Origin of the sequence: Actinoplanes sp. NPDC051475, from assembly GCF_040689425.1 — a bacterium.
Classification (GTDB): domain Bacteria; phylum Actinomycetota; class Actinomycetes; order Mycobacteriales; family Micromonosporaceae; genus Actinoplanes.
Map to the genome: position 1 here is coordinate 18,918 of NZ_JBFAZZ010000021.1, position 18,710 is coordinate 37,627.

Below are 18,710 nucleotides of genomic sequence, written 5' to 3' on the forward strand. Positions count from 1 at the left end.
ATCTTCGAGCACCAGATCGGCAGTATCTTCCACTTGGTGGGACGGTAATCTGCGAAGCAGCCCCGTCTCGGGTATGAGCCATCGACGTCTCTCCCGGAAAGGACGGTGTCGACTCGTGAAGGTCGGCATTCCGAGCGAAGTCAAGAACAACGAGTTCCGGGTGGCGATCACCCCGGCTGGGGTCTTCGAGTTCACCCGCGCGGGCCATGAGGTCTACGTGCAGGCCGGCGCGGGCGCCGGCTCCTCGATCACCGACGCCGACTACGTCGCCGCCGGCGCCACGATCCTCGACACCCCCGACGACGTCTGGGGCACGGCCGAGCTGGTGCTCAAGGTCAAGGAGCCGATCGCGGAGGAGTACGCCCGCATGCGCGAGGGGCAGGTGCTCTTCACCTACCTGCACCTGGCCGCGTCCAAGGAGTGCACCGACGCACTGATCGACCGCAAGGTGACCGGCATCGCGTACGAGACTGTCGAGCTGTCCGACCGCTCGCTGCCGCTGCTGGCCCCGATGTCCGAGGTCGCCGGCCGGCTCGCGCCCCAGGTCGGCTCCTACCACCTGATGCGCTCCGGCGGCGGCCGCGGCGTGCTGATGGGTGGCGTCCCCGGCGTCTATCAGGCCAAGGTCGTCGTGATCGGCGCCGGCGTGTCCGGCATGAACGCGGCGGCGATCGCCCTGGGCATGCAGGCCGAGGTGCTGGTGCTGGACAAGAACATCGCGCGCCTGCGGGCCGCCGACGCCGACTACCGCGGTCACCTGCAGACGATCGCGTCGAACGCGTACGAGATCGAGAAGGCCGTGATCGACGCGGACCTGGTCATCGGTGCGGTGCTGGTGCCCGGCGCGAAGGCCCCGAACCTGATCTCCAACGAGCTGGTGTCCCGGATGAAGCCGGGCAGCGTGCTCGTCGACATCGCCATCGACCAGGGCGGCTGCTTCGAGGACTCGCGGCCCACGACGCACGCCGACCCGGTCTACAAGGTCCACGAGTCGATGTTCTACTGCGTGGCCAACATGCCCGGCGCGGTGCCGCACACCAGCACGTACGCGCTGACCAACGTCACCCTGCCGTACGCGCTCGAGCTGGCCAACCGCGGCTGGCGCGACGCGGTCATGGCGGACCCGGCGCTGGCCCTGGGCCTGAACACGCACGCCGGGCACGTTACCTACGGACCGGTCGCCGAGGCCCACGGCATGCAGGCGCTGTCGCTGGCCGACGCGCTCAGCTAGCGGCCCGCGACGCAAAGACGGTGTTGCGGCGGGCCGTGCAGACATACCTCGACCACCTCACGGTCGAGCGCGGCCTGTCGCGCAACACCCTGGAGTCGTACAGGCGGGACCTGGACCGCTATCTGGAGTCGCTGACCGCGGCCGGGATCACCGATCTCGCCGCGGTCACCGCGGCCGACCTCACCCGCCACCTCGGGCAGCTGCGCGAGGGTTCCGGGGAGCATCCGGCGCTGTCGGCGGCGTCGGCCGCGCGGGCGGTCAGCGCCGTGCGCGGCCTGCACCGCTTCGCCGCCCGCGAGGGCCTCGCCCCGCACGACGTCAGCCGCGACGTCAAACCGCCGGCGCCGCCCAAGCGGCTGCCCAAGGCTCTCGACGTCGACCAGGTGACCCGGCTCCTGGACGCGGTAACCGGCGACGAACCACTGGCCCTGCGCGATCGGGCCCTGCTCGAATTCCTCTACGGCACCGGCGCGCGGATCTCCGAGGCGGTCGGGCTGGCCGTCGACGACCTCGACGACTCGGTCGTGACCCTGCACGGCAAGGGCGGCCGGACCCGGCTGGTGCCGCTCGGCTCGTACGCCCGTGCCGCCCTCGACGCGTACCTCGTCCGGGCCCGCCCGGCGCTGATCGCCGCGGGGAAGGGGACGCCGAAGGTGTTCCTCAACGCGCGCGGGGGAGCGTTGTCGCGGCAGAGCGCCTGGACGATCCTGCACCGGGCGGCGGGCGCCGCGGGGCTGCCGGTCGACGGGCCGCACGCCGTGTCGCCGCACACGCTGCGGCACTCGTACGCGACCCACCTGCTCGACGGCGGCGCGGACGTGCGAGTGGTGCAGGAGCTGCTCGGACACGCTTCCGTGACCACCACTCAGGTGTACACCCTGGTGACAGTGGACCGGTTGCGCGAGGTCTACGCCACCGCGCACCCGCGCGCTCGTTAGGCGTTGGGCACCAGTGGACGACACGCCGACGGGTGACCCCGGATCGACGGCTTGCGTGGCGTACAGTCGGGCAGCGGGCGAGAGGGGGGCGAGCGGGACATGGCGGGAAATCAGCAGCGTGCGGAGGCCTGGACCTCGGCACTGCGCGAGCAGCAGAGCTCCCTCGACCTGGGTGCCGACCTCGGCCCGGCCGATCCGACGGCGTACACGATGCGCCGCCCGATCCCCGAGCCGATGCCGACCGACCGGCACGGCCCGGCGCGGATCATCGCCCTCGCCAACCAGAAGGGCGGCGTCGGCAAGACCACCACGACGATCAACCTGGGCGCGGCACTCGCCGAGTACGGCCGCAAGGTCCTGCTCGTCGACTTCGACCCCCAGGGTGCCTGTTCGGTGGGCCTGGGGGTCAACCCGCACAACCTCGACCTCAGCATCTACAACCTGCTCATGCAGGACGACGTCGCGGCCGAGGACGTCATCATCAAGTCGGACGTGGCCGGCCTGCACCTGCTGCCCGCCAACATCGACCTGTCCGCGGCCGAGATCCAGCTGGTCAACGAGGTCGCCCGGGAGATGGCGCTGGCCCGGGTGCTGCGCAGCGTGCGCAAGGAATACGATTTCATCCTGATCGACTGCCAGCCGTCGCTGGGCCTGCTCGCGATCAACGCGCTGACCATCGCCCACGGCGTGCTCATCCCGCTGGAGTGCGAGTTCTTCAGCCTCCGCGGCGTGGCGCTGCTGCTCGACACGATCGACAAGGTCCGCGAGCGCCTCAACTTCGACCTCGAGCTCGAGGGCATCCTCGCGACCATGTACGACAGCCGAACCACCCACTGCCGCCAGGTGCTGCAGCGCGTCGTGGAGGCGTTCGGCGACAAGGTCTACCAGACGGTCATCACCAAGACGGTGAAGTTCCCGGAGTCCACGGTGGCCGGCGCGCCGATCACCACGCTGGACCCGGCCTCGTCGGGCGCCCGCAACTATCGGCAGCTCGCCCGCGAGGTCATCGCCGCGAAGGCGGAACGAGGCTAGCTTGCTCTTCGCCCTCGGCGAACCGGTCGCGTTCGTCGCGCTGGTCGTCGCCTTCCTGCTCGCGCTCGTGCTGCGCGCCGTCGCGATCCGGTTCACCGCCCGTACCCTCGGCCTGGTCGACCGCCGGGAATCGCTCAGCCCGCGCCCGCGCGAGGACATCGACCCGTTCGGTGCCGTCGCGGCCGGGATCGGCGGCATGGGCTGGGGCAAGACCATCAGCGTGGACGAGGTGCCGCGCTGGCGCGGCCGGGGCCGCGCGGCGATGGTCTTCCTGGCCGGTCCGCTGTCTTGCATCGTCGTGGCCCAGCTCTTCTTCGCCGGGTACGCGCTCAGCACGCCGGAGAACGCTCTCGGCTGGATCGACCCCTCGATGGTGCTGCGAGGCTTCCCGCTGCCGCTGGTGGACCAGGTGCTGGTCTCGGCCGGAGCGGCCCTGCTGACCTTCGGCCTGCTGGCGCTCATCCCGATCCCGCCCCTGGACGGCTTCGGCGTGCTGTGGTCCGCCCAGCGCAAGCCCGGCCCGGGCATGCAGTGGATGCGACTGTGGTTCGAGGACAAGAACATCGGTGTCCTGATCCTCCTGATCTTCTGCTTCTTCCCGCTCGACTTCCCGGTCCTGCTGCGCATCCTCGACGTGCTCGGTGTACTTTTCCTGCGTCTCTGGGGATGATCGACCGGTGTCGACCCTCAACCTTTCGCACCGGCCGGGACGTCACCACAGCAGGGGCGGACGCCCGCAGCATCGACGGGGGACGGGAATGGGGCGACCGCAGTGTCACTGCAGCCGACGTTGACGACCACATCGCCCGACGTCGCGGAGCCTTCCGCGCCCACGGCGGCGCCGGAAGCGGGTGCCCGGCCTGAGCGCCGCTGGCCGGTGCACCTGGTCGCCGTGCTCGCCTACGTCGGGCTCGCGCTGGTCGTGATGGCGAACTTCGCCGCGCACCCGATGGACCGCGTCTCCGACCACCTGGCCAACGACAACACGTGGTTCCAGTGGTTGCTGTCCCACGCGGTCTACTCGGTCCGGCATTTCGAGAACCCGCTTTTTTCGGTACGCCAGAACTACCCGGTCGGCGTGAACATGATGGCCAACACGTCGGTGCTGGGCGTCACCCTGCCGCTGGTGCCGGTCACGATGCTGTTCGGCGCCCGCGTCGCGTACGTGGTGTGGATGGTTCTGGGCCTGGCCGGCACCGCCTTCTCGACGTACTACGTCTTTCAGCGCTGGGTGGTGCGCTCCCGGGTAGCCGCACTGCTGGGCGGCGCCTTCGCCGGGTTCGCGCCGGGCGTCGTGCACCACGCCAACGGGCAGCCCAACTTCGTCAGCAACTTCGCCCTGCCGTTCATCGTCGTCATGGTGATGCGGCTGGGCGTGTCCGGGCGGTGGCTGCGCGACGGGATCATCCTCGGGCTCCTGGTGACGTACCAGGTCTTCGTCAACGAGGAGATCCTGGTGGTCGCGGCCGGGGCGTGCGGCATCGCCGTGCTCGCGTACGCGCTGCTGCAACCGCGCGCGGCCCGGGAGCGGGCGAAGCACTTCGCGACGGCGCTGCTGGTCACCGCCGCCGTGGCGACGACGCTGTGCGCCTACCCGCTCTGGTTCCAGTTCAACGGGCCGCAGACGTTCACCGGGCTGCCCGTCTTCCACTCGTGGGGCGAGGACCTGACCACGTACGTGACGTACTCCCGCGACACGCTCGCCGGCGACGCGATCGTGGAGAAGACGCTGGGCCGTACCGAACAGAACAGCTGGTTCGGCTGGCCCCTCACGATCGTCGTGCTGCTCGCCACGCTCACGCTGATGTGGCGTTCCACCGTCGTACGGGTCGCCGGCCTCACCGCCGTGGTGCTGCTCGCCTTCTCCCTCGGGCCCGAGATCAGGTGGGCGGGCAAGATCACCGAGGTGCCCGGAGTGTGGCACTGGATCCCCGACGACCTGCCCGTGTTCGGCCTGCTCACCCCGAGCCGCATCACGTTCGGCGTGGTGGGGATCGTCGCGCTGATGATCGCGCTGGGCTACGACGCGGCTGCCCGCGTACGGGAGAAAGCCATGCCGGGCCGCATCATCTCCGTGGCCGCGATGCTGGCCATCATCGCGGCGCTGGTGCCGCTGATCCCGAGGCCGCTGCCGGTGCGCGCCGACGACCGGCCGCCGGTGTTCATCACCTCGGGAGCGTGGAAGGCCTACGTGCCGCCGGGTCACGCCCTGGTGCCGCTGCCGCCACCGAGCAAGTCCGCCGGGGCGGGGCGCGACGCGCTGAGCTGGAGCGCCTGGACCGAGCACGAATTCCCGGTGCCGGAGGGGTACTTCCTCGGACCGGACGACCGGGGCATCGGGCACGCGGGCGTCGCGCCCAGCACGCTGACCAAGCTGGTGACCAGGACGGCCAAGGACCACCGGGTCCCGAAGATCACCCCGGAACTCCGGGCCGCGGTCCAGGCCGACATCCAGCGCTTCCGCGGCTCGGTGCTGGTGCTGCGGGCCCGGGCCGGGAACGAGGAGGTCCGGCGGACGGTCGAGCTGCTGGTGGGCCCGGGGGAGCAGCACGGCGACGTGTGGCTGTGGCGGGTGGGCTGACGGCGCTGTCGCATATACCTGCCATCGGTATATGCTGCCCGTCATGACCGATGGACCACTGCGCGAGCCGACGTTCCTGGTGCTCACCGCGCTCGCCGAGCGCCCGCAACACGGCTACGCGGTGATCGAGGACGTCGCCCGGATGACCGACGGCCGGGTACGGCTGCGCGCCGGCACCCTGTACGCGGCCCTCGACCGGCTGCGCACCGAGGGGCTCATCGAGGTCGACCGCGAGGAGGTCGTGCAGTCGAGGCTGCGCCGCTACTACCGCCTGAGCGGCCTGGGAGAGCAGCGGCTGGCCGCCGAGACCAGCCGCCTCCGCCAGCAGGCCACACTCGCGGAACGCCGCCTCAGCGCCCGCCGCCACGTGGGCGGTGCTCCGGCGCCTGCTGGGGGCGTACCCGGCTGAGCACCGCCGCGCCCGCGCCGAGGAGATGCTCGGCGTGCTCCTCGCCGGCGCACCCGGGCCGGCCACGGCGTCAAGGCGCTTTATCTGTCAGTTCTGAACCGACCCGATATGCCGCATGTCGTCCGCTCGACCGGTGCTGTCCGGCACCGCGTGCGAGGCTGCGTGTTATGGCCGCGATCGCGCTCTACGGCGCGTCCGTTCTTGCGGGAGGTAGTGCGGTGGAGTTCACACGACTGGGTCACACCGGGCTGACGGTGAGTCGCATCGGGCTGGGGTGCATGAGTTACGGCAAGGCCGCGGCCGGCATGCATCAGTGGACCCTGGACGAGGATGCCGCGGCGCCGTTCTTCCGGCAGGCCGTCGAGTTGGGAGTGACGTTCTGGGACACCGCGAACGTCTACCAGGGCGGCACCTCGGAGGAGTTCGTCGGGCGGGCCGTCACCCGGTTCTCCCGCCGGGAGGAGATCGTGCTGGCTACCAAGGTCAGCGGCAAGATGCACGACGGCCCGGGTGGCAGCGGCCTGTCCCGCAAGGCCATCCTCGAGCAGGCTGACGCCTCGCTGCGACGGCTGGGCACCGACTACGTCGACGTCTACTACATCCACCGCTTCGACCCCGGCACACCGGTCGAAGAGACCATGCAGGCCCTCGACGACCTGGTCAGGGCAGGCAAGGTGCGCTACCTCGGCGCGTCGTCGATGTGGGCGTGGCAGTTCGCCAAGCTGCAGCACGCCGCTGTGGTGAACGGGTGGACGACGTTCCGGGCGATGCAGGACCAGTACAACGTGCTCAAACGCGAGGAAGAGCGGGACATGATCCCCATGTGTCTCGACCAGGGTGTCGGTCTGACCCCTTACTCGCCGCTGGCGAAAGGCCGGGCCGCGCGGCCCTGGGGCCGGCAGACGTCCCGATCGTCGTCGGACACCGTGGCCAAGGCGTTCGACCGCGACGCCGACGAGCAGGTGGTCAACGCGGTCCAGAACGTCGCCGAGGCCCGCGGCGTCGCGATGGCCCAGGTGGCGCTGGCCTGGGTGCTGTCCAAGGCGGTGGTCTCCTGCCCGATCGTGGGTGCCACCAAGCCGAACCACCTGCAGGACGCCGTATCCGCCATCGAGCTCCACCTCACCGATGGTGAGATCGCCGAGCTGGAAGCTCCCTACCTGCCGCAAGACAACTACTGGTGGTGATCGAAGGTACGGTCCGCCACTTCACCATCTCGGTGCGGCGCCGCGACGGGTGATGAACACGTACTCGCGCCCGGGGCGGTCCGGCGCCTCCCGCACGTCGAGGACCTGGAAACCTGCTGCAGCCAGGCCCGTCTCGATCTCGTCGCGCTCGCGGAATCGCAAGGTCGAGTCGGAGAGCAGGACAGCGCCGTCCGTGCGGAACCGGTAGGCGTACCGGAAGGAGACCAGCGGCAGGTCGACCGCGGTGAGCGCGAACGTCCGCTCGACCGGCCCGACTCCCTGGACGTCGCGGATGACCGTACCCGTGTCCGCGGCCCACTCCTCCCATGCCCGGAAGCCGGGCCGCCGCGTCTCGAAGACGAAATGGCCCCCGGGGCGAATCGCGCCGCGAACACCGCGCAGGGCCGCGAGCCAGTCGTCGTCGGTGAGGAAGACCTGTGCGACGTTGCCGGTCATGACCGCGAGATCCGCACCACACGCCGGCACGCCGCCGGCGTCACCGAGGCGCCACTCGACGGCCGCGGCCCCGTCTTTCGCCCGGGCCACGTCCAGCGAGGCGGCCGCCGGATCAACCCCGATGACGGTACGCCCGGAGCGGGCGAGCACCACCGCCAGCGACCCGGTCCCACACCCCACATCAACCACCCGCCGAGCCCCCACCTCGTCGGCGATCGCTAGGTAAGCGGGCAGATCCCCACGGTCACCGTCGAAGACGTCATAGACAGCGGCGAGCCGCGGATCCGCGAAAATGGCATCCGGCACACCCGGACCCTAGGCCCGCCACGGTGGCCTGCACTCCTGGATTTCGCCGCCGGCTTTCTGCGCCTGGCGCCGGTCTCCGTGACTAGAAGAGGGTGTCGGGTCCGACCGGCGCCGGCTGTGGCAGGGGCTCGAGCTGGGGCAGGCGCGCGCGGACCTCGTCGTGGAAGCGGCGGGCGAGGCCGGGGGCGTCGGCGTTGTCCGGGGTGTGGACGAAAACCGTCGGGGAGCGGCCTTCCCGCAGCCATTCCGTGACGGCGTCGACCCAGTGGCGCCAGCCCTCGAAGGTCCGCTCAGGATCGTCGCGGCCGAGGTAGCGGACGATCGGGCGGTCGGTGAGGGCGAGCGTACGCAGGGGCATGCGTGGCTTCTTGGTCCAGGCATCGCGTTCCGCGTCGCTGGTCGGTGGGCTCCGGAACAGCGCGGTGGTGTCGAACGGCACCCATTCGGCGGCGACGGGAGCGAGGGCCTTCTCGAGCATCGTGGTGGCGGCCGGGTCGTCGAAGAATGCGGGGTGGCGCACTTCCACGGCGTACCGGTGAATTCGGGGTAGGTGGGTCAGGAACTCGGCGAGCGAGGTCGTGTCGGCGGGGGAGAAGGAACCGGGTAGCTGGATCCAGAGGGCGTGGGTGCGCGGGCCGAGGGGTTCGATCGCGTCGAGGAAGACGCGCAGGTCCTCGTCGGCGCCGACCAGGCGGCGTTCGTGGGTGATGCGTTTGGGCAGCTTGATGACGAACCGGAAGTCGGCGCCGGTCTGTGCCGCCCAGGTCTGCACGGTCTCCCGCGAGGGCGTCGCGTAAAAGGTGGTGTTGCCCTCGACCGCATTGCACCAGCCGGCATACGCGCGCAGGCGTTCCGTGGCTGCCAAGGGATGCGGCACGAAACGGCCCTGCCACGATTTCAGATTCCACATCGCGCATCCGACGTGAAGACGCATGAATGTCGTCCCTCTCCACCCGCTCGGTCGCGACGTTACCGCACCGCCGGCGAGGGCCTTCGCCGCGAATTGATGATCTCTCCGTCAGTTACCCGGCGCGCGCCGTGGCGTTTGACCCACGAGAGGCTGTTCGCGAAGGTTGTGGGGGTTGCACGAGTGAGCCGGGAACAGCTTGTCGGGCCCGTGGTCTACGGTCAGCACGTGCCTGAAGAGCCTGCTCTCCCCGCGCCCGGCGAACCGGGCGGTCCCGGTCCGGCGCCGACCGGCTCCGTCGCCGACCCGCCGGCGCCGACGGCTGCCGTGGACACCGCGGCCCCGTCCGACGGTCCGGGCACGGCGGTCGAGAGCGAGGCGGACACCGGCAAGTTCACGGTACGGCTGACGAACTTCACCGGCCCCTTCGACCTGCTGCTCCAGCTCATCGGCAAGCACAAACTCGACGTCACCGAGGTGGCGCTGCACCGGGTGACCGACGACTTCATCGCGTACATCCGGGCGATGGGCGACGACTGGGATCTCGGCGAGGCGAGCGAGTTCCTGCTGGTCGCCGCCACCCTGCTGGACCTCAAGGCCGCCCGGCTGCTGCCCGCCGCCGAGGTGGAGGACGAGGAGGACCTCGCCCTGCTCGAGGCCCGCGACCTGCTCTTCGCGCGGCTCCTCCAGTACAAGGCCTTCAAAGAAGCCGCCGCCCACATCTCGGATCTGGAAAACATGGGGGCCCGGCGCTGGCCGCGCGCGGTCTCCCTGGAGCCACGGTACGCCGAAGCGCTCCCCGAACTGGTCCTCGGCATCGGGGCGGAGCGCCTGTTCATGCTGGCGCTCAAGCAGTTCACGCCGAAGCCGGGGCCGCCGGAAGTCTCGATCGCGCACATCCACCAGGTGCGGGTCAGCGTGCGCGAACACGCCAACCTGATCCGCGAGCGGCTGCGGCGGGCGGGATCGTCGACGTTCAGCCTGCTGGTCGCGGACTGCGAGAACACCCTCGAGGTGGTGGCCCGGTTCCTGGCGCTGCTGGAGCTGTACCGGGAGGGGCTCGTCGACTTCGAGCAGCCGGTGTCGCTGGACGAGCTGACGATCCGGTGGATCGGCGGGGAGGACGCCGAGGTGGACCTCGACATCGACGACTACGAGGGCAGCAAACCCGAGCCGGACACCGCCGCCATGGAGCTGGACGACGCCGCGACCGAGCCGGATGCCGCCGATGCCGAGCGGGAGACCGCTGGCGTCGAGCTGGGCGCGGAGGGCGACGACCCGGAGTGGGGTGGCGGCCCGGAGGTCGGCGGCGGCCTGTCGTTGGGTGACGTTCCGGAGTTCGGCGGCGGGTCGGTTGGGGATGACGACGGGCTTGATCAGGACGGTCCGGGGGCGGAAACCGGGCCGGAGGATTCATCGGAAGAGGACAAGGCATGACCGACGAGCGCCCCGATTCCCTTGCCGCGCAGGCGGCCTCTTGGGTTCCGCCGTGGGAACGCCCTCAGCGCCCGCCGGATCCCGCCTACGCGGACGCGCACCGGGTGGAGGACGAGGAGCAGCTCCTGCCCGAGGCAGCGCGGTCGGACGACGACCTGGACGCCGAGGCTGAGGCTGCGGGCGCGGCCGAGGTGGCGCAGTCGAACGATGACTTCGGTGTCGAGGACGCAGCCGACGTAGCGCGCTCGGACGACGACTTCGACGTCGAGGTTGCGGGCTCGGCCGAGGGCGACGGTTCTGCGCAGGACGACGGGCTCGTGGGGGCTGCCGCTTCGGCGGTGGCCCGTGCCTCTGGTGAGGACGCCGGCTCGGGTGATGACGCTGAGTCGGCCGGTGGTGACAGCGAGGTGCCGCCGGAGCTCCCGCCGGTTCCGGGTGAGGTGTCGGGGCCGGCGACCGTCGATGCCCCGCAAGAGCTGCCCGGGGAGGGTGAGCTCGATCCGACCGATGTCGGGGTCGGGCCCGAGCTGCCGTTGCCGGGGGCGATCGAGGAGGCTTCGGAACACGAGGACGAGGCGTCGCCGCTGGTGGATGCGCCACTGCCGGTCGGTGGGGACGACGCGGGGGACGTGTTCGATCACGCCGCGGATGATGAAGTGAGCGATGGCGGCGAGGTGGATCTGCAGGTCGCCGAGGAGGTGCCGGGTCCGGAGGAGGACGCCGACCTTTCGCCGGGGGCGGGGGAGGCCGGGGCTGGTTCCGGGATTCCTGCTCAGGGCCGTCGGGTCAAGGGAGGGGGTGCTGCTTCCGGTGGGTCGTCGACGCGTACCGAAGAAGAAGTAGAGCTCAAGCCCCTCGATGACGGTGAGCTGCGCGCGGCGCTTGAGGCGATCTTGCTTGTCGTTGACGAGCCGGTGGCGGAGATGCAGCTGGCGCAGATCGTGGAGCAGCCGACCGAGCGGGTTGCGGCCATGCTCGAGGACATCTCGGCGCGGTACACGGCGGCCGGGCACGGGTTTGACCTGCGGCGGGCCGCGGGTGGGTGGCGGCTTTACACGCGGCCGGAGTACGCGCCGTACGTGGAGCGGTTCGTGCTGGACGGGCAGTCCGTGCGGCTGACGCAGGCCGCGCTGGAGACGGTGGCCGTGGTTGCTTACAAGCAGCCTGTGACCCGGTCGCGGATCTCGGCCATCCGCGGTGTGAACTGTGATGGCGTGATGCGTACCCTTGTGACGCGCGGCCTCATCGAGGAATGCGGCACCGAGGGCGAGACCGGGGCATTCCTGTATCGGACCACGGCGCTGTTCCTCGAGAAGCTGGGACTCAACTCGGTGGATCAGTTGCCCCCGCTGGCCCCGTTCCTGCCCGACGATGTGGAAGAAGTGCTCGATGCCTCAGGCTGATCCGGACAGTTCCGTACGGCTGCAGAAAGTTCTGGCAACCGCCGGAGTCGGATCCCGGCGCGCGTGTGAAGATCTGATCTTCCGGCGGCGCGTGACCGTCAACGGCCGGGTGGCCAAGCTGGGTGACAAGGTCGACCCGGCGACCGCGGAGATCCACGTCGACGGGCAGCGCGTCGTCACCGACACCAAGCTGGTGTACCTGGCGATGAACAAGCCCCGCGGCGTCGTCTCCAGCATGGACGACGAGAAGGGCCGCAACGAGCTCGCCGACTTCCTCGGCACGTTCGAGCAGCGGATCTTCCACGTGGGCCGGCTCGACGCGGACAGCGAGGGCCTCCTGCTGCTCACCAACGACGGGGCGCTCGCGCACAAGCTGATGCACCCCTCGTTCGGGGTCTCGAAGACGTACCTGGCCGAGGTGGCCGGACCACTGCCGCGCAACGTGGGGCGGCGGCTGCTGTCGGGCATCGAGCTGGAGGACGGGCCGGCGAAGGTCGACGCTTTCAAACTCGTGGACGCGATCGGCAAGACGGCGCAGGTGGAGCTGACGCTGCACGAGGGGCGCAAGCACATCGTGCGGCGGATGATGGAGGAGGTCGGGCACCCGGTGTCGCGGCTGATCCGTACGGCGGTGGGGCCGATCCGGCTGGGGGACATGCGGCCGGGTGGGTTCCGGCACCTGTCCAACGCCGAGGTGGGTTCGCTGTTCAACGCCGTCGGGGAGTAAGCGCGGGCCCGCGCCGGGCGCCGGGCCCCGAAAACCCGGGAGCACAAGGCCCCGGGCCGGGGGCCGGAGCCGGGGGTTTGGGGCCGGGGTTCGGGGCCGGTCACAGGTCACTGGTCTGGGACGAATAGTTGTCACAGTCGGGTGGCAGAATCGCGGTCGTGGACGGTGATCTCCGAGTGCTGAGGGGCGGCGACGGGGAGCCGTTGCTGATCCTGCTGCACGGGCTGGGCGCGACCGCTGACGTCTGGGCCGGATGGCGGCCGGTCCTGGCCCGCCGGTGGCCCGGGCGGTGGGTCGCGCCGGACCTGCCGGGGCACGGCAGATCTGCGCCGCTACCCGAGTACACGTTCGATAACCTGGCCGCCGCGGTCCGGCCGCTCGTGGAGCCCGGTCGCACGGTCGTGCTGGGACATTCGCTCGGCGGCGTGGTCGCCCTCGCGCTGGCTGCCGCCGGGGCACCGGTGGCCGCGGTCGCCGGCCTGGGGATCAAGGTCGCGTGGAGCGACGAGGAGCTGGACCGCGCGCAGGCGATGGCCCGGCGGCCGGTGACGTGGTTCGCTACGCGGGACGAGGCGGCCACCCGGCACCTGCGCGTGTCGGGGCTGGCCGGACTGATCGACGCCGGCGACCCGGCCGTGGAGGCGGGGCTGTCCGAAGAGGACGGGCGGTGGCGGCTCGCGCTGGACGGCCGTGCCTTCGGGGTCGGGGTGCCGGACATGGAACGGCTCGTGATCCACAGCCCGGCGGCGGTGACCCTGGCGCGGGGCGAGCACGACCCGATGAACACCGACGAGCAGCTGGGGCGGTACGGCGTACCGGTCGTCACGCTGGCCGGGCTGGGTCACAACGCCCACGTGGAGAGCCCGGAGCGGTGCCTGGCGCTCCTCGAGGACATCACGGCGGCAAGCCGTCCAGGAGCTGGTCCAGACCCCAGATGAATTGCTCCGTCGTGGTGTAGCGAGCCATGACGCCCGCGCTCGCCGCGGTGCGCGGATACTGCGCGGCGGGGACGGCGTCGAGGCCCGCCTGCCGTGCGGCCACGCGTTCCTCCTCCGGGGGTGCGGGCCGGGCCGGGTCCAGCTCGGCGGCCTCCAGGGCGACGAAGCCGAGCAGGTAGACGATGACGAGGTAACTGGCCCGCGCGGCGTCGTCCTGGTCCAGGCCGGCCTCGGCCAGCACGTCGAGCAGCCGTTCCCCCAGCGCGAGCGCCTGCGGGCCGTCCATGGGCGCGCCCAGCAGGAAGCCGGCGGCGCCGGGGTGCCCCAGCAGGCCCGCGCGCAGCTCGAGCGCGAGGTCGTGGAGGCGTTGCCGCCAGGGTCGCCGGGTGTCCTCCAAAGCCGCGAGGGCATGGTCGCCGATGAGCCGGTCGACCACGGCGCGCAGGACGGCCGCCTTGTCCGGGGCTGCTGGCGCCGGTCGCCCTGCGGCTGTCGCGGCTCGCCGGACCCAGCCGGCCATCCGGACCCAGCCGGCCATCCGGACCCAGCCGGCCATCCGGACCCAGCCGGCCATCCGGACCCAGCCGGCCAGCCGGACCGAGCGGGCTCGCCCCGGCAGCGAGCGGGCCAGCCGGACCCAGCCGGCCAGCCGGACCGAGCGGGCCCGCCCCGGCAGCGAGCGGGCCAGCCGGACCGAGCCGGCCCGGACCGAGCTGGGTGGCCCGCGTGGCGGCGGGCATCGGCGTGGCGGCGGCCGTGGTGCAGGTCGTCGGGCTGCTGCGGTGCCTTTCGGTGTGCCCGGAGCCGATCTGACCAACTTCATCGGGTACGTCGCGTGGAGTCTGTGGCTCGTCGCGGTGGGTGTCGGGCTGATCCGGCGTCGATGAGGCTGCGTGTGTGCGTCCGGCCGTGGTGGGACGGGCTGGGCGTGGGGCTGGGTGTGGTGTCCCATTTGTGCCCGGCCTCTGACGCCCGTCGGTGGTTCTCTGCGGTTGGGATGGGGTGGTCGCCGTACTTTCAGAATTAGAGTCGGCACCCTCACTTGCGGGAGGAATACGACGGGCCTGACCAGCCTTGTGCCTCCGGACGAAATCCTGTCGGAGGGACCGGGCACAATGGGGAAGGTTGTCTTCCCCCGACGTTGGAGGTAACGGTGGCGCAAGCAGTACGGCCCGAGCGGTGTGTGGTGGCCGTCGACGGTCCCTCCGGATCGGGTAAATCCACCGTTTCCCGGCGTCTCGCCACGGCGATCGACGGCGTCTACCTCGACACGGGCGCGATGTACCGGGCCGTCACCTGGTCCGTGCTGCAGGCCGGCGTCGATCTGACGGACGTCGACTCCGTGATCAAGATCGCCCAGGAGACCGACCTGTCGATCGGCACGGACCCGCGCGCGCCGCACTTCGAGGCCAACGGGGTCGACGTCGACGCGGCCATCCGCGGGCCCGAGGTCACCGGCGCGGTCTCGGCCGTCGCTGCGATTCCGCAGGTACGCGCGATGCTCGTGCAGTTCCAGCAGGACATCATCTCGGGCGCGCCGCGCATCGTCGTGGAGGGCCGTGACATCGCGTCGGTCGTGGCGCCGGACGCCGACCTCAAGGTCTACCTGACCGCGTCGGCCGCCGCCCGCGCCCAGCGCCGCAGCGCGGAGGACGCCACCGACGTGACCGCGACCGAGGCCGACCTGGCCCGGCGCGACAAGCTCGACTCGTCCCGCGCGACCGACCCGCTGCGGCAGGCCGACGACGCGACCGAGCTCGACACCACGGGCATGGGGATCGACGACGTCGTGAACCGGCTCCTCGACATGCTCAACAGCAAGGTGAGTTCGTGACTGACTTTCCCGTCGATCTCTCCGAGTTCGACGACGTGACCTTCTCCGACGGCTCGACCCCCGACGGGGAGGAGCCGGCGGGTCCCCAGCCGATCGTGGCGGTCGTCGGACGACCCAACGTCGGCAAGTCCACCCTGGTCAACCGCATCATCGGCCGGCGCCAGGCGGTGGTCGAGGACGTGCCGGGCGTCACCCGCGACCGCATCCCGTACGACGCACAGTGGAACGGCCGCCGCTTCACCGTGGTCGACACGGGCGGCTGGGAACCGGACGCCAAGGACCGCGCCGCCGCGATCGCCGCCCAGGCCGAGATCGCCGTCCAGACCGCCGACGTGGTCGTGTTCGTGGTCGACGCCACGATCGGCTCCACGGACATGGACGAGAAGGCCGTCCGCATGCTGCGCCGCAGCGCCAAGCCGGTCCTGCTGGTGGCGAACAAGGCCGACAACCAGGCGATCGAGCTCGAGGCGACGTCGCTGTGGTCGCTCGGCCTCGGCGAGCCGTTCCCGATCTCGGCCCTGCACGGCCGCGGCTCCGGCGACCTGCTCGACGCCATCCTCGCGGCGATGCCCCCGGCACCCCCGATCATCGAGGGCGGCCCCCGCGGCCCCCGCCGCGTGGCCCTGGTCGGCCGCCCCAACGTGGGCAAGTCGTCCCTGCTCAACCGCCTCGCCCGCGAGGAGCGAGCGGTCGTCGACTCGGTCGCCGGCACCACCGTCGACCCGGTCGACAGCCTGGTCGAGATGGACGGCGACATCTGGCAGTTCGTCGACACCGCAGGCCTGCGCAAACGCGTCAACCAGGCATCTGGCACCGAGTACTACGCATCCCTGCGCACCGCCGGAGCAGTCGAAGCCGCCGAGGTCGCCGTCGTGCTCCTGGACGCGGGCGAACCGATCAGCGAACAGGACCAGCGCGTCCTGACCCAGGTCGTCGAGGCCGGCCGCGCCCTGGTCATCGCCTTCAACAAGTGGGACCTGGTCGACGCCGACCGCCGCTTCTACCTCGACAAAGAGATCGACCGCGAGCTGAAGCGCATCCCCTGGGCGATCCGCGTCAACATCTCGGCCAAAACCGGCCGAGCAGTCGACAAACTAGCCCCGGCGATCCGTCGTGCGCTCGCAAGCTGGGAGCAGCGCATCCCGACCGGTGCCCTGAACCAATGGCTGACCGCCCTGACCCAAGCCACCCCCCACCCGGTCCGCGGCGGCCGGGCGCCACGAGTGCTGTTCGCCACGCAGGCCGGAGTCGCGCCGCCGCGCATCGTGCTGTTCACGACAGGACCGTTCGACGCGGGCTACCAACGCTTCGTGGAGCGCAAGCTGCGCGAGCAGTTCGGCTTCGAGGGCAGCCCGGTGGAGGTGGCGGTCAAGCCCCGCAAGAAGCTCGGCCCGGGCGGACGAGGCAAAGCACACGGGTGACGCCCCGGCATGCCGGTGTGAAACCGGTTGAGGGACTGGGGTAGGGTGATGGTGTTGCCGCGCACTGGGTATCCGGGGCGTGGCATCGGGCTGTAGCGCAGCTTGGTAGCGCACTTGACTGGGGGTCAAGGGGTCGCAGGTTCAAATCCTGTCAGCCCGACCAGGGTTTTCGAGCCGCTGGCGAGGACGAAAGTCCTGGTCAGCGGCTTTTCTCATGGACGAGCGTCGTTCGACCAAGATCGCTCTAGTGGATCTTGTGGTCACAGGTGTGGTCACAGACGGGCCTACCGTTGATGAGGTCAGCTCAGCTCTGTGACCACGGGGGTGCCCAGATGACCGTCGGCTCGTACCAAACTTCCACCAAGACGCTCTGGTTCTTCGTCATCGACCTGCCGGTCGGCGACGACGGGAAACGGCGGCAGCACAAGCGACGAGGCTTTCCCAGCAAAACCGCAGCCGAGAAAGCCGAAACCGAAGCACGCAAGGCGTACGGCGAGGCCGCCATCGGCGCGGACGGCAGTGTCGCCGCCGAGCTTTCCGGCTGGCTGTCGGAACGTGAGCTCGACATCGAAGAGACCACTCTGGACAACTACCGCAACCTGTTCCGGATGTACGTGATCCCGCACATCGGTGGGCGGCAGCTCTACAGCCTCGACAAGCGCGTCGTCCAGGACATGTACAAGACGCTCGTGAAGGAAGGCGGCTCTGGCAAGAAGCCGTTGTCGGAGACGACCGTCCGGACCGTGCACCGGGTGCTGATGAAGGCGTTCAAAGACCTCGGTATCGACCTCGGCGCGGTGCGGCAACCGCGGCCGGCCCAACGCGAGGATCAAGGGCGCAAAGGGGTGTGGACGCCGAAGCAGTCGAAGCAGTTCCTCCAGTTCCATCGTGACGCTCGCCTGTATGCGGCATGGGCGCTCGCGGTGGTCGCTGGAACTCGGCGCGGTGAGATCGCCGGCCTGCGCTGGTCCAAGGTCGACCTGGAAAACGGGGTCGTTTACATCCACTGGCAGCGCACGATCTCCGGCAACAAGGTCATCGAGAAGGCGCCGAAGGGCAAGAGCCGGCGCCCGATCGCGATCGGGCCGGCGATGGTTCGTGTTCTGCGCGAACACAAAGCGCGCCAGGACGAGGAGAAGGCAGCCGCCGGGCTGCTTTACCACGATCATGACTGGGTCTTCCCGCGCGAGGATGGCGAGCCTTACTACCCGCGCTACTACACCGATCAGTGGGAGAACGCGTGTATGGCGGCCGGTGTGCCGGTCATCGTGCTGCATGACGCCCGGCACACCTCGGCCACGGCCGGTGCGGACGCCGGTGTTCCGGAGCACGTTATGCAGAAGCGGCTCGGTCACGCCGACGCCCGGACAACGCGCGAGGTCTACACCCACGTCCTGCCCGAGAGCGAACGCAAAGCCGCCGAACTGATGGACTTCGCCCTCGGCGAAGAAGCCGCCTGATGATCCGGGGCGCGCAAGCGTCCCGCCCATCACGTCGCTCGCTCTAGTGGAACAGTCGGTGACAGCCCCGGACAACTGCCGCCGTTGTGCTCGTTGTGGTGCGCTTTATCAAGGAGCGGACCTCCCTGCTCGTCCCGAACGATTACAAGAAATGCGGGCCGGGGAGTGCCACGTCGGGAAGGGGAACCGGATGCCCAAGCGCGCATGGACGGTGGCGCAGGTGCGAGAACTCGGAATGGCGACGGACATCGAGACGGCGGCGTCGGTGCTGGGCATCGGCCGGACCACCGCCTACACGCTGGCGCGGTCCGGCGACTTCCCGGCGCCCGTCATTCGGATCGGCCGGCGCTACGTCGTCTCCGTCGAGGGCCTACTGACAGTCCTCGGCGCGACCGGTGCGGCCAGGCCGGTCGACGACGGAGTTCCATCGCACGGATGAATCG

The 18,710-nt window shown here is 70.4% G+C and carries 18 protein-coding genes and 1 tRNA gene; 16 read left to right on the plus strand and 3 right to left on the minus strand.

The annotated features are described in order from the left end of the window. Positions 1 to 115: 115 nt before the first annotated feature. The 7 genes from ald (at position 116) to AB0368_RS33010 (ending at position 7,378) form a co-directional block, all read left to right on the plus strand. Positions 116 to 1,231 (plus strand): alanine dehydrogenase, encoded by a 1,116-nt coding sequence (ald, locus tag AB0368_RS32980; RefSeq protein WP_366157931.1) that lies wholly within the window; start codon positions 116 to 118, stop codon positions 1,229 to 1,231. Positions 1,232 to 1,266: 35 nt separating this feature from the next. Then, positions 1,267 to 2,169 carry a site-specific tyrosine recombinase XerD gene (locus AB0368_RS32985; RefSeq protein WP_366157932.1) on the plus strand — a complete coding sequence of 301 codons (903 nt, stop codon included), beginning with the start codon at positions 1,267 to 1,269 and terminating at the stop codon, positions 2,167 to 2,169. A 99-nt stretch (positions 2,170 to 2,268) separates the two neighbouring features. Continuing rightward, complete coding sequence (locus AB0368_RS32990) at positions 2,269 to 3,201, plus strand: ParA family protein (RefSeq protein ID WP_366157933.1); 933 nt, start codon at positions 2,269 to 2,271, stop codon at positions 3,199 to 3,201. 1 nt (position 3,202) lies between these two features. Then, the gene (locus AB0368_RS32995) at positions 3,203 to 3,871 is read left to right on the plus strand and encodes a hypothetical protein (RefSeq protein WP_366157934.1); all 669 of its coding nucleotides are present in this window, start codon (positions 3,203 to 3,205) and stop codon (positions 3,869 to 3,871) included. 120 nt (positions 3,872 to 3,991) lie between these two features. Then, positions 3,992 to 5,782, plus strand: a complete 1,791-nt coding sequence (locus tag AB0368_RS33000) for a hypothetical protein (protein WP_366157935.1) — start codon at positions 3,992 to 3,994, stop codon at positions 5,780 to 5,782. Positions 5,783 to 5,825: 43 nt separating this feature from the next. After that, positions 5,826 to 6,191, plus strand: coding sequence for a PadR family transcriptional regulator (locus tag AB0368_RS33005; RefSeq protein ID WP_366157936.1), 366 nt, complete (start codon positions 5,826 to 5,828; stop codon positions 6,189 to 6,191). A gap of 218 nt (positions 6,192 to 6,409) precedes the next feature. Further along, positions 6,410 to 7,378, plus strand: a complete 969-nt coding sequence (locus AB0368_RS33010) for an aldo/keto reductase (protein ID WP_366157937.1) — start codon at positions 6,410 to 6,412, stop codon at positions 7,376 to 7,378. Positions 7,379 to 7,399: 21 nt separating this feature from the next. Here the strand turns inward: AB0368_RS33010 and AB0368_RS33015 are convergent, their stop codons facing one another. Together AB0368_RS33015 and AB0368_RS33020 are read right to left on the minus strand one after the other, a co-directional pair. Beyond that, positions 7,400 to 8,140: a class I SAM-dependent methyltransferase gene (locus AB0368_RS33015; RefSeq protein ID WP_366157938.1), complete on the minus strand. Its 741-nt coding sequence runs from the start codon at positions 8,138 to 8,140 to the stop codon at positions 7,400 to 7,402. Positions 8,141 to 8,222: 82 nt separating this feature from the next. Then, positions 8,223 to 9,050: a DUF72 domain-containing protein gene (locus AB0368_RS33020; RefSeq protein ID WP_366157939.1), complete on the minus strand. Its 828-nt coding sequence runs from the start codon at positions 9,048 to 9,050 to the stop codon at positions 8,223 to 8,225. Between the two features lie 324 nt (positions 9,051 to 9,374). On the opposite strand from AB0368_RS33020, the gene AB0368_RS33025 reads away from it, so the two are divergent. The 4 genes from AB0368_RS33025 to AB0368_RS33040 all read left to right on the plus strand — a co-directional run bounded on the left by AB0368_RS33025 (position 9,375) and on the right by AB0368_RS33040 (position 13,552). Then, complete coding sequence (locus tag AB0368_RS33025; RefSeq protein ID WP_366158011.1) at positions 9,375 to 10,484, plus strand: segregation/condensation protein A; 1,110 nt, start codon at positions 9,375 to 9,377, stop codon at positions 10,482 to 10,484. 407 nt (positions 10,485 to 10,891) lie between these two features. Then, positions 10,892 to 11,887: an SMC-Scp complex subunit ScpB gene (gene scpB, locus AB0368_RS33030; RefSeq protein WP_366158012.1), complete on the plus strand. Its 996-nt coding sequence runs from the start codon at positions 10,892 to 10,894 to the stop codon at positions 11,885 to 11,887. Then, on the plus strand, positions 11,874 to 12,614 hold the full coding sequence (locus tag AB0368_RS33035) for a pseudouridine synthase (RefSeq protein WP_366157940.1): 741 nt from the start codon (positions 11,874 to 11,876) through the stop codon (positions 12,612 to 12,614). The genes scpB and AB0368_RS33035 overlap by 14 nt, the downstream gene beginning before the upstream one ends. 158 nt (positions 12,615 to 12,772) lie before the next feature. Continuing rightward, positions 12,773 to 13,552 (plus strand): alpha/beta hydrolase, encoded by a 780-nt coding sequence (locus tag AB0368_RS33040; RefSeq protein WP_366157941.1) that lies wholly within the window; start codon positions 12,773 to 12,775, stop codon positions 13,550 to 13,552. Here AB0368_RS33040 and AB0368_RS33045 read toward each other — a convergent pair. Next, the gene (locus AB0368_RS33045) at positions 13,509 to 14,375 is read right to left on the minus strand and encodes a TetR/AcrR family transcriptional regulator C-terminal domain-containing protein (RefSeq protein ID WP_366157942.1); all 867 of its coding nucleotides are present in this window, start codon (positions 14,373 to 14,375) and stop codon (positions 13,509 to 13,511) included. The genes AB0368_RS33040 and AB0368_RS33045 overlap by 44 nt on opposite strands. 330 nt (positions 14,376 to 14,705) lie before the next feature. On the opposite strand from AB0368_RS33045, the gene cmk reads away from it, so the two are divergent. The 5 genes from cmk to AB0368_RS33070 all read left to right on the plus strand — a co-directional run bounded on the left by cmk (position 14,706) and on the right by AB0368_RS33070 (position 18,706). Then, a complete protein-coding gene (cmk, locus tag AB0368_RS33050) occupies positions 14,706 to 15,386 on the plus strand; it encodes a (d)CMP kinase (RefSeq protein WP_366157943.1) in 681 nt (226 codons plus the stop codon). Between the two features lie 35 nt (positions 15,387 to 15,421). Further along, on the plus strand, positions 15,422 to 16,807 hold the full coding sequence (gene der, locus AB0368_RS33055; RefSeq protein WP_366158013.1) for a ribosome biogenesis GTPase Der: 1,386 nt from the start codon (positions 15,422 to 15,424) through the stop codon (positions 16,805 to 16,807). Between the two features lie 86 nt (positions 16,808 to 16,893). Further along, positions 16,894 to 16,970: transfer RNA gene (locus AB0368_RS33060), tRNA-Pro, on the plus strand. Positions 16,971 to 17,139: 169 nt separating this feature from the next. Continuing rightward, positions 17,140 to 18,267, plus strand: a complete 1,128-nt coding sequence (locus AB0368_RS33065; RefSeq protein ID WP_366157944.1) for a tyrosine-type recombinase/integrase — start codon at positions 17,140 to 17,142, stop codon at positions 18,265 to 18,267. A gap of 190 nt (positions 18,268 to 18,457) precedes the next feature. Then, on the plus strand, positions 18,458 to 18,706 hold the full coding sequence (locus AB0368_RS33070) for a helix-turn-helix domain-containing protein (protein ID WP_366157945.1): 249 nt from the start codon (positions 18,458 to 18,460) through the stop codon (positions 18,704 to 18,706). Positions 18,707 to 18,710 lie beyond the last annotated feature (4 nt).

Bases quoted from the DNA above. Each gene is read 5' to 3' on its own strand.
- AB0368_RS33070 (WP_366157945.1), top strand. From the start codon at position 18,458: ATGCCCAAGCGCGCATGGACGGTGGCGCAGGTGCGAGAACTCGGAATG.
- AB0368_RS33045 (WP_366157942.1), bottom strand. From the start codon at position 14,375: ATGAAGTTGGTCAGATCGGCTCCGGGCACACCGAAAGGCACCGCAGCA.
- AB0368_RS33005 (WP_366157936.1), top strand. From the start codon at position 5,826: ATGACCGATGGACCACTGCGCGAGCCGACGTTCCTGGTGCTCACCGCG.
- AB0368_RS33020 (WP_366157939.1), bottom strand. From the start codon at position 9,050: ATGTGGAATCTGAAATCGTGGCAGGGCCGTTTCGTGCCGCATCCCTTG.
- AB0368_RS33065 (WP_366157944.1), top strand. From the start codon at position 17,140: ATGACCGTCGGCTCGTACCAAACTTCCACCAAGACGCTCTGGTTCTTC.
- AB0368_RS32990 (WP_366157933.1), top strand. From the start codon at position 2,269: ATGGCGGGAAATCAGCAGCGTGCGGAGGCCTGGACCTCGGCACTGCGC.
- AB0368_RS33035 (WP_366157940.1), top strand. From the start codon at position 11,874: ATGCCTCAGGCTGATCCGGACAGTTCCGTACGGCTGCAGAAAGTTCTG.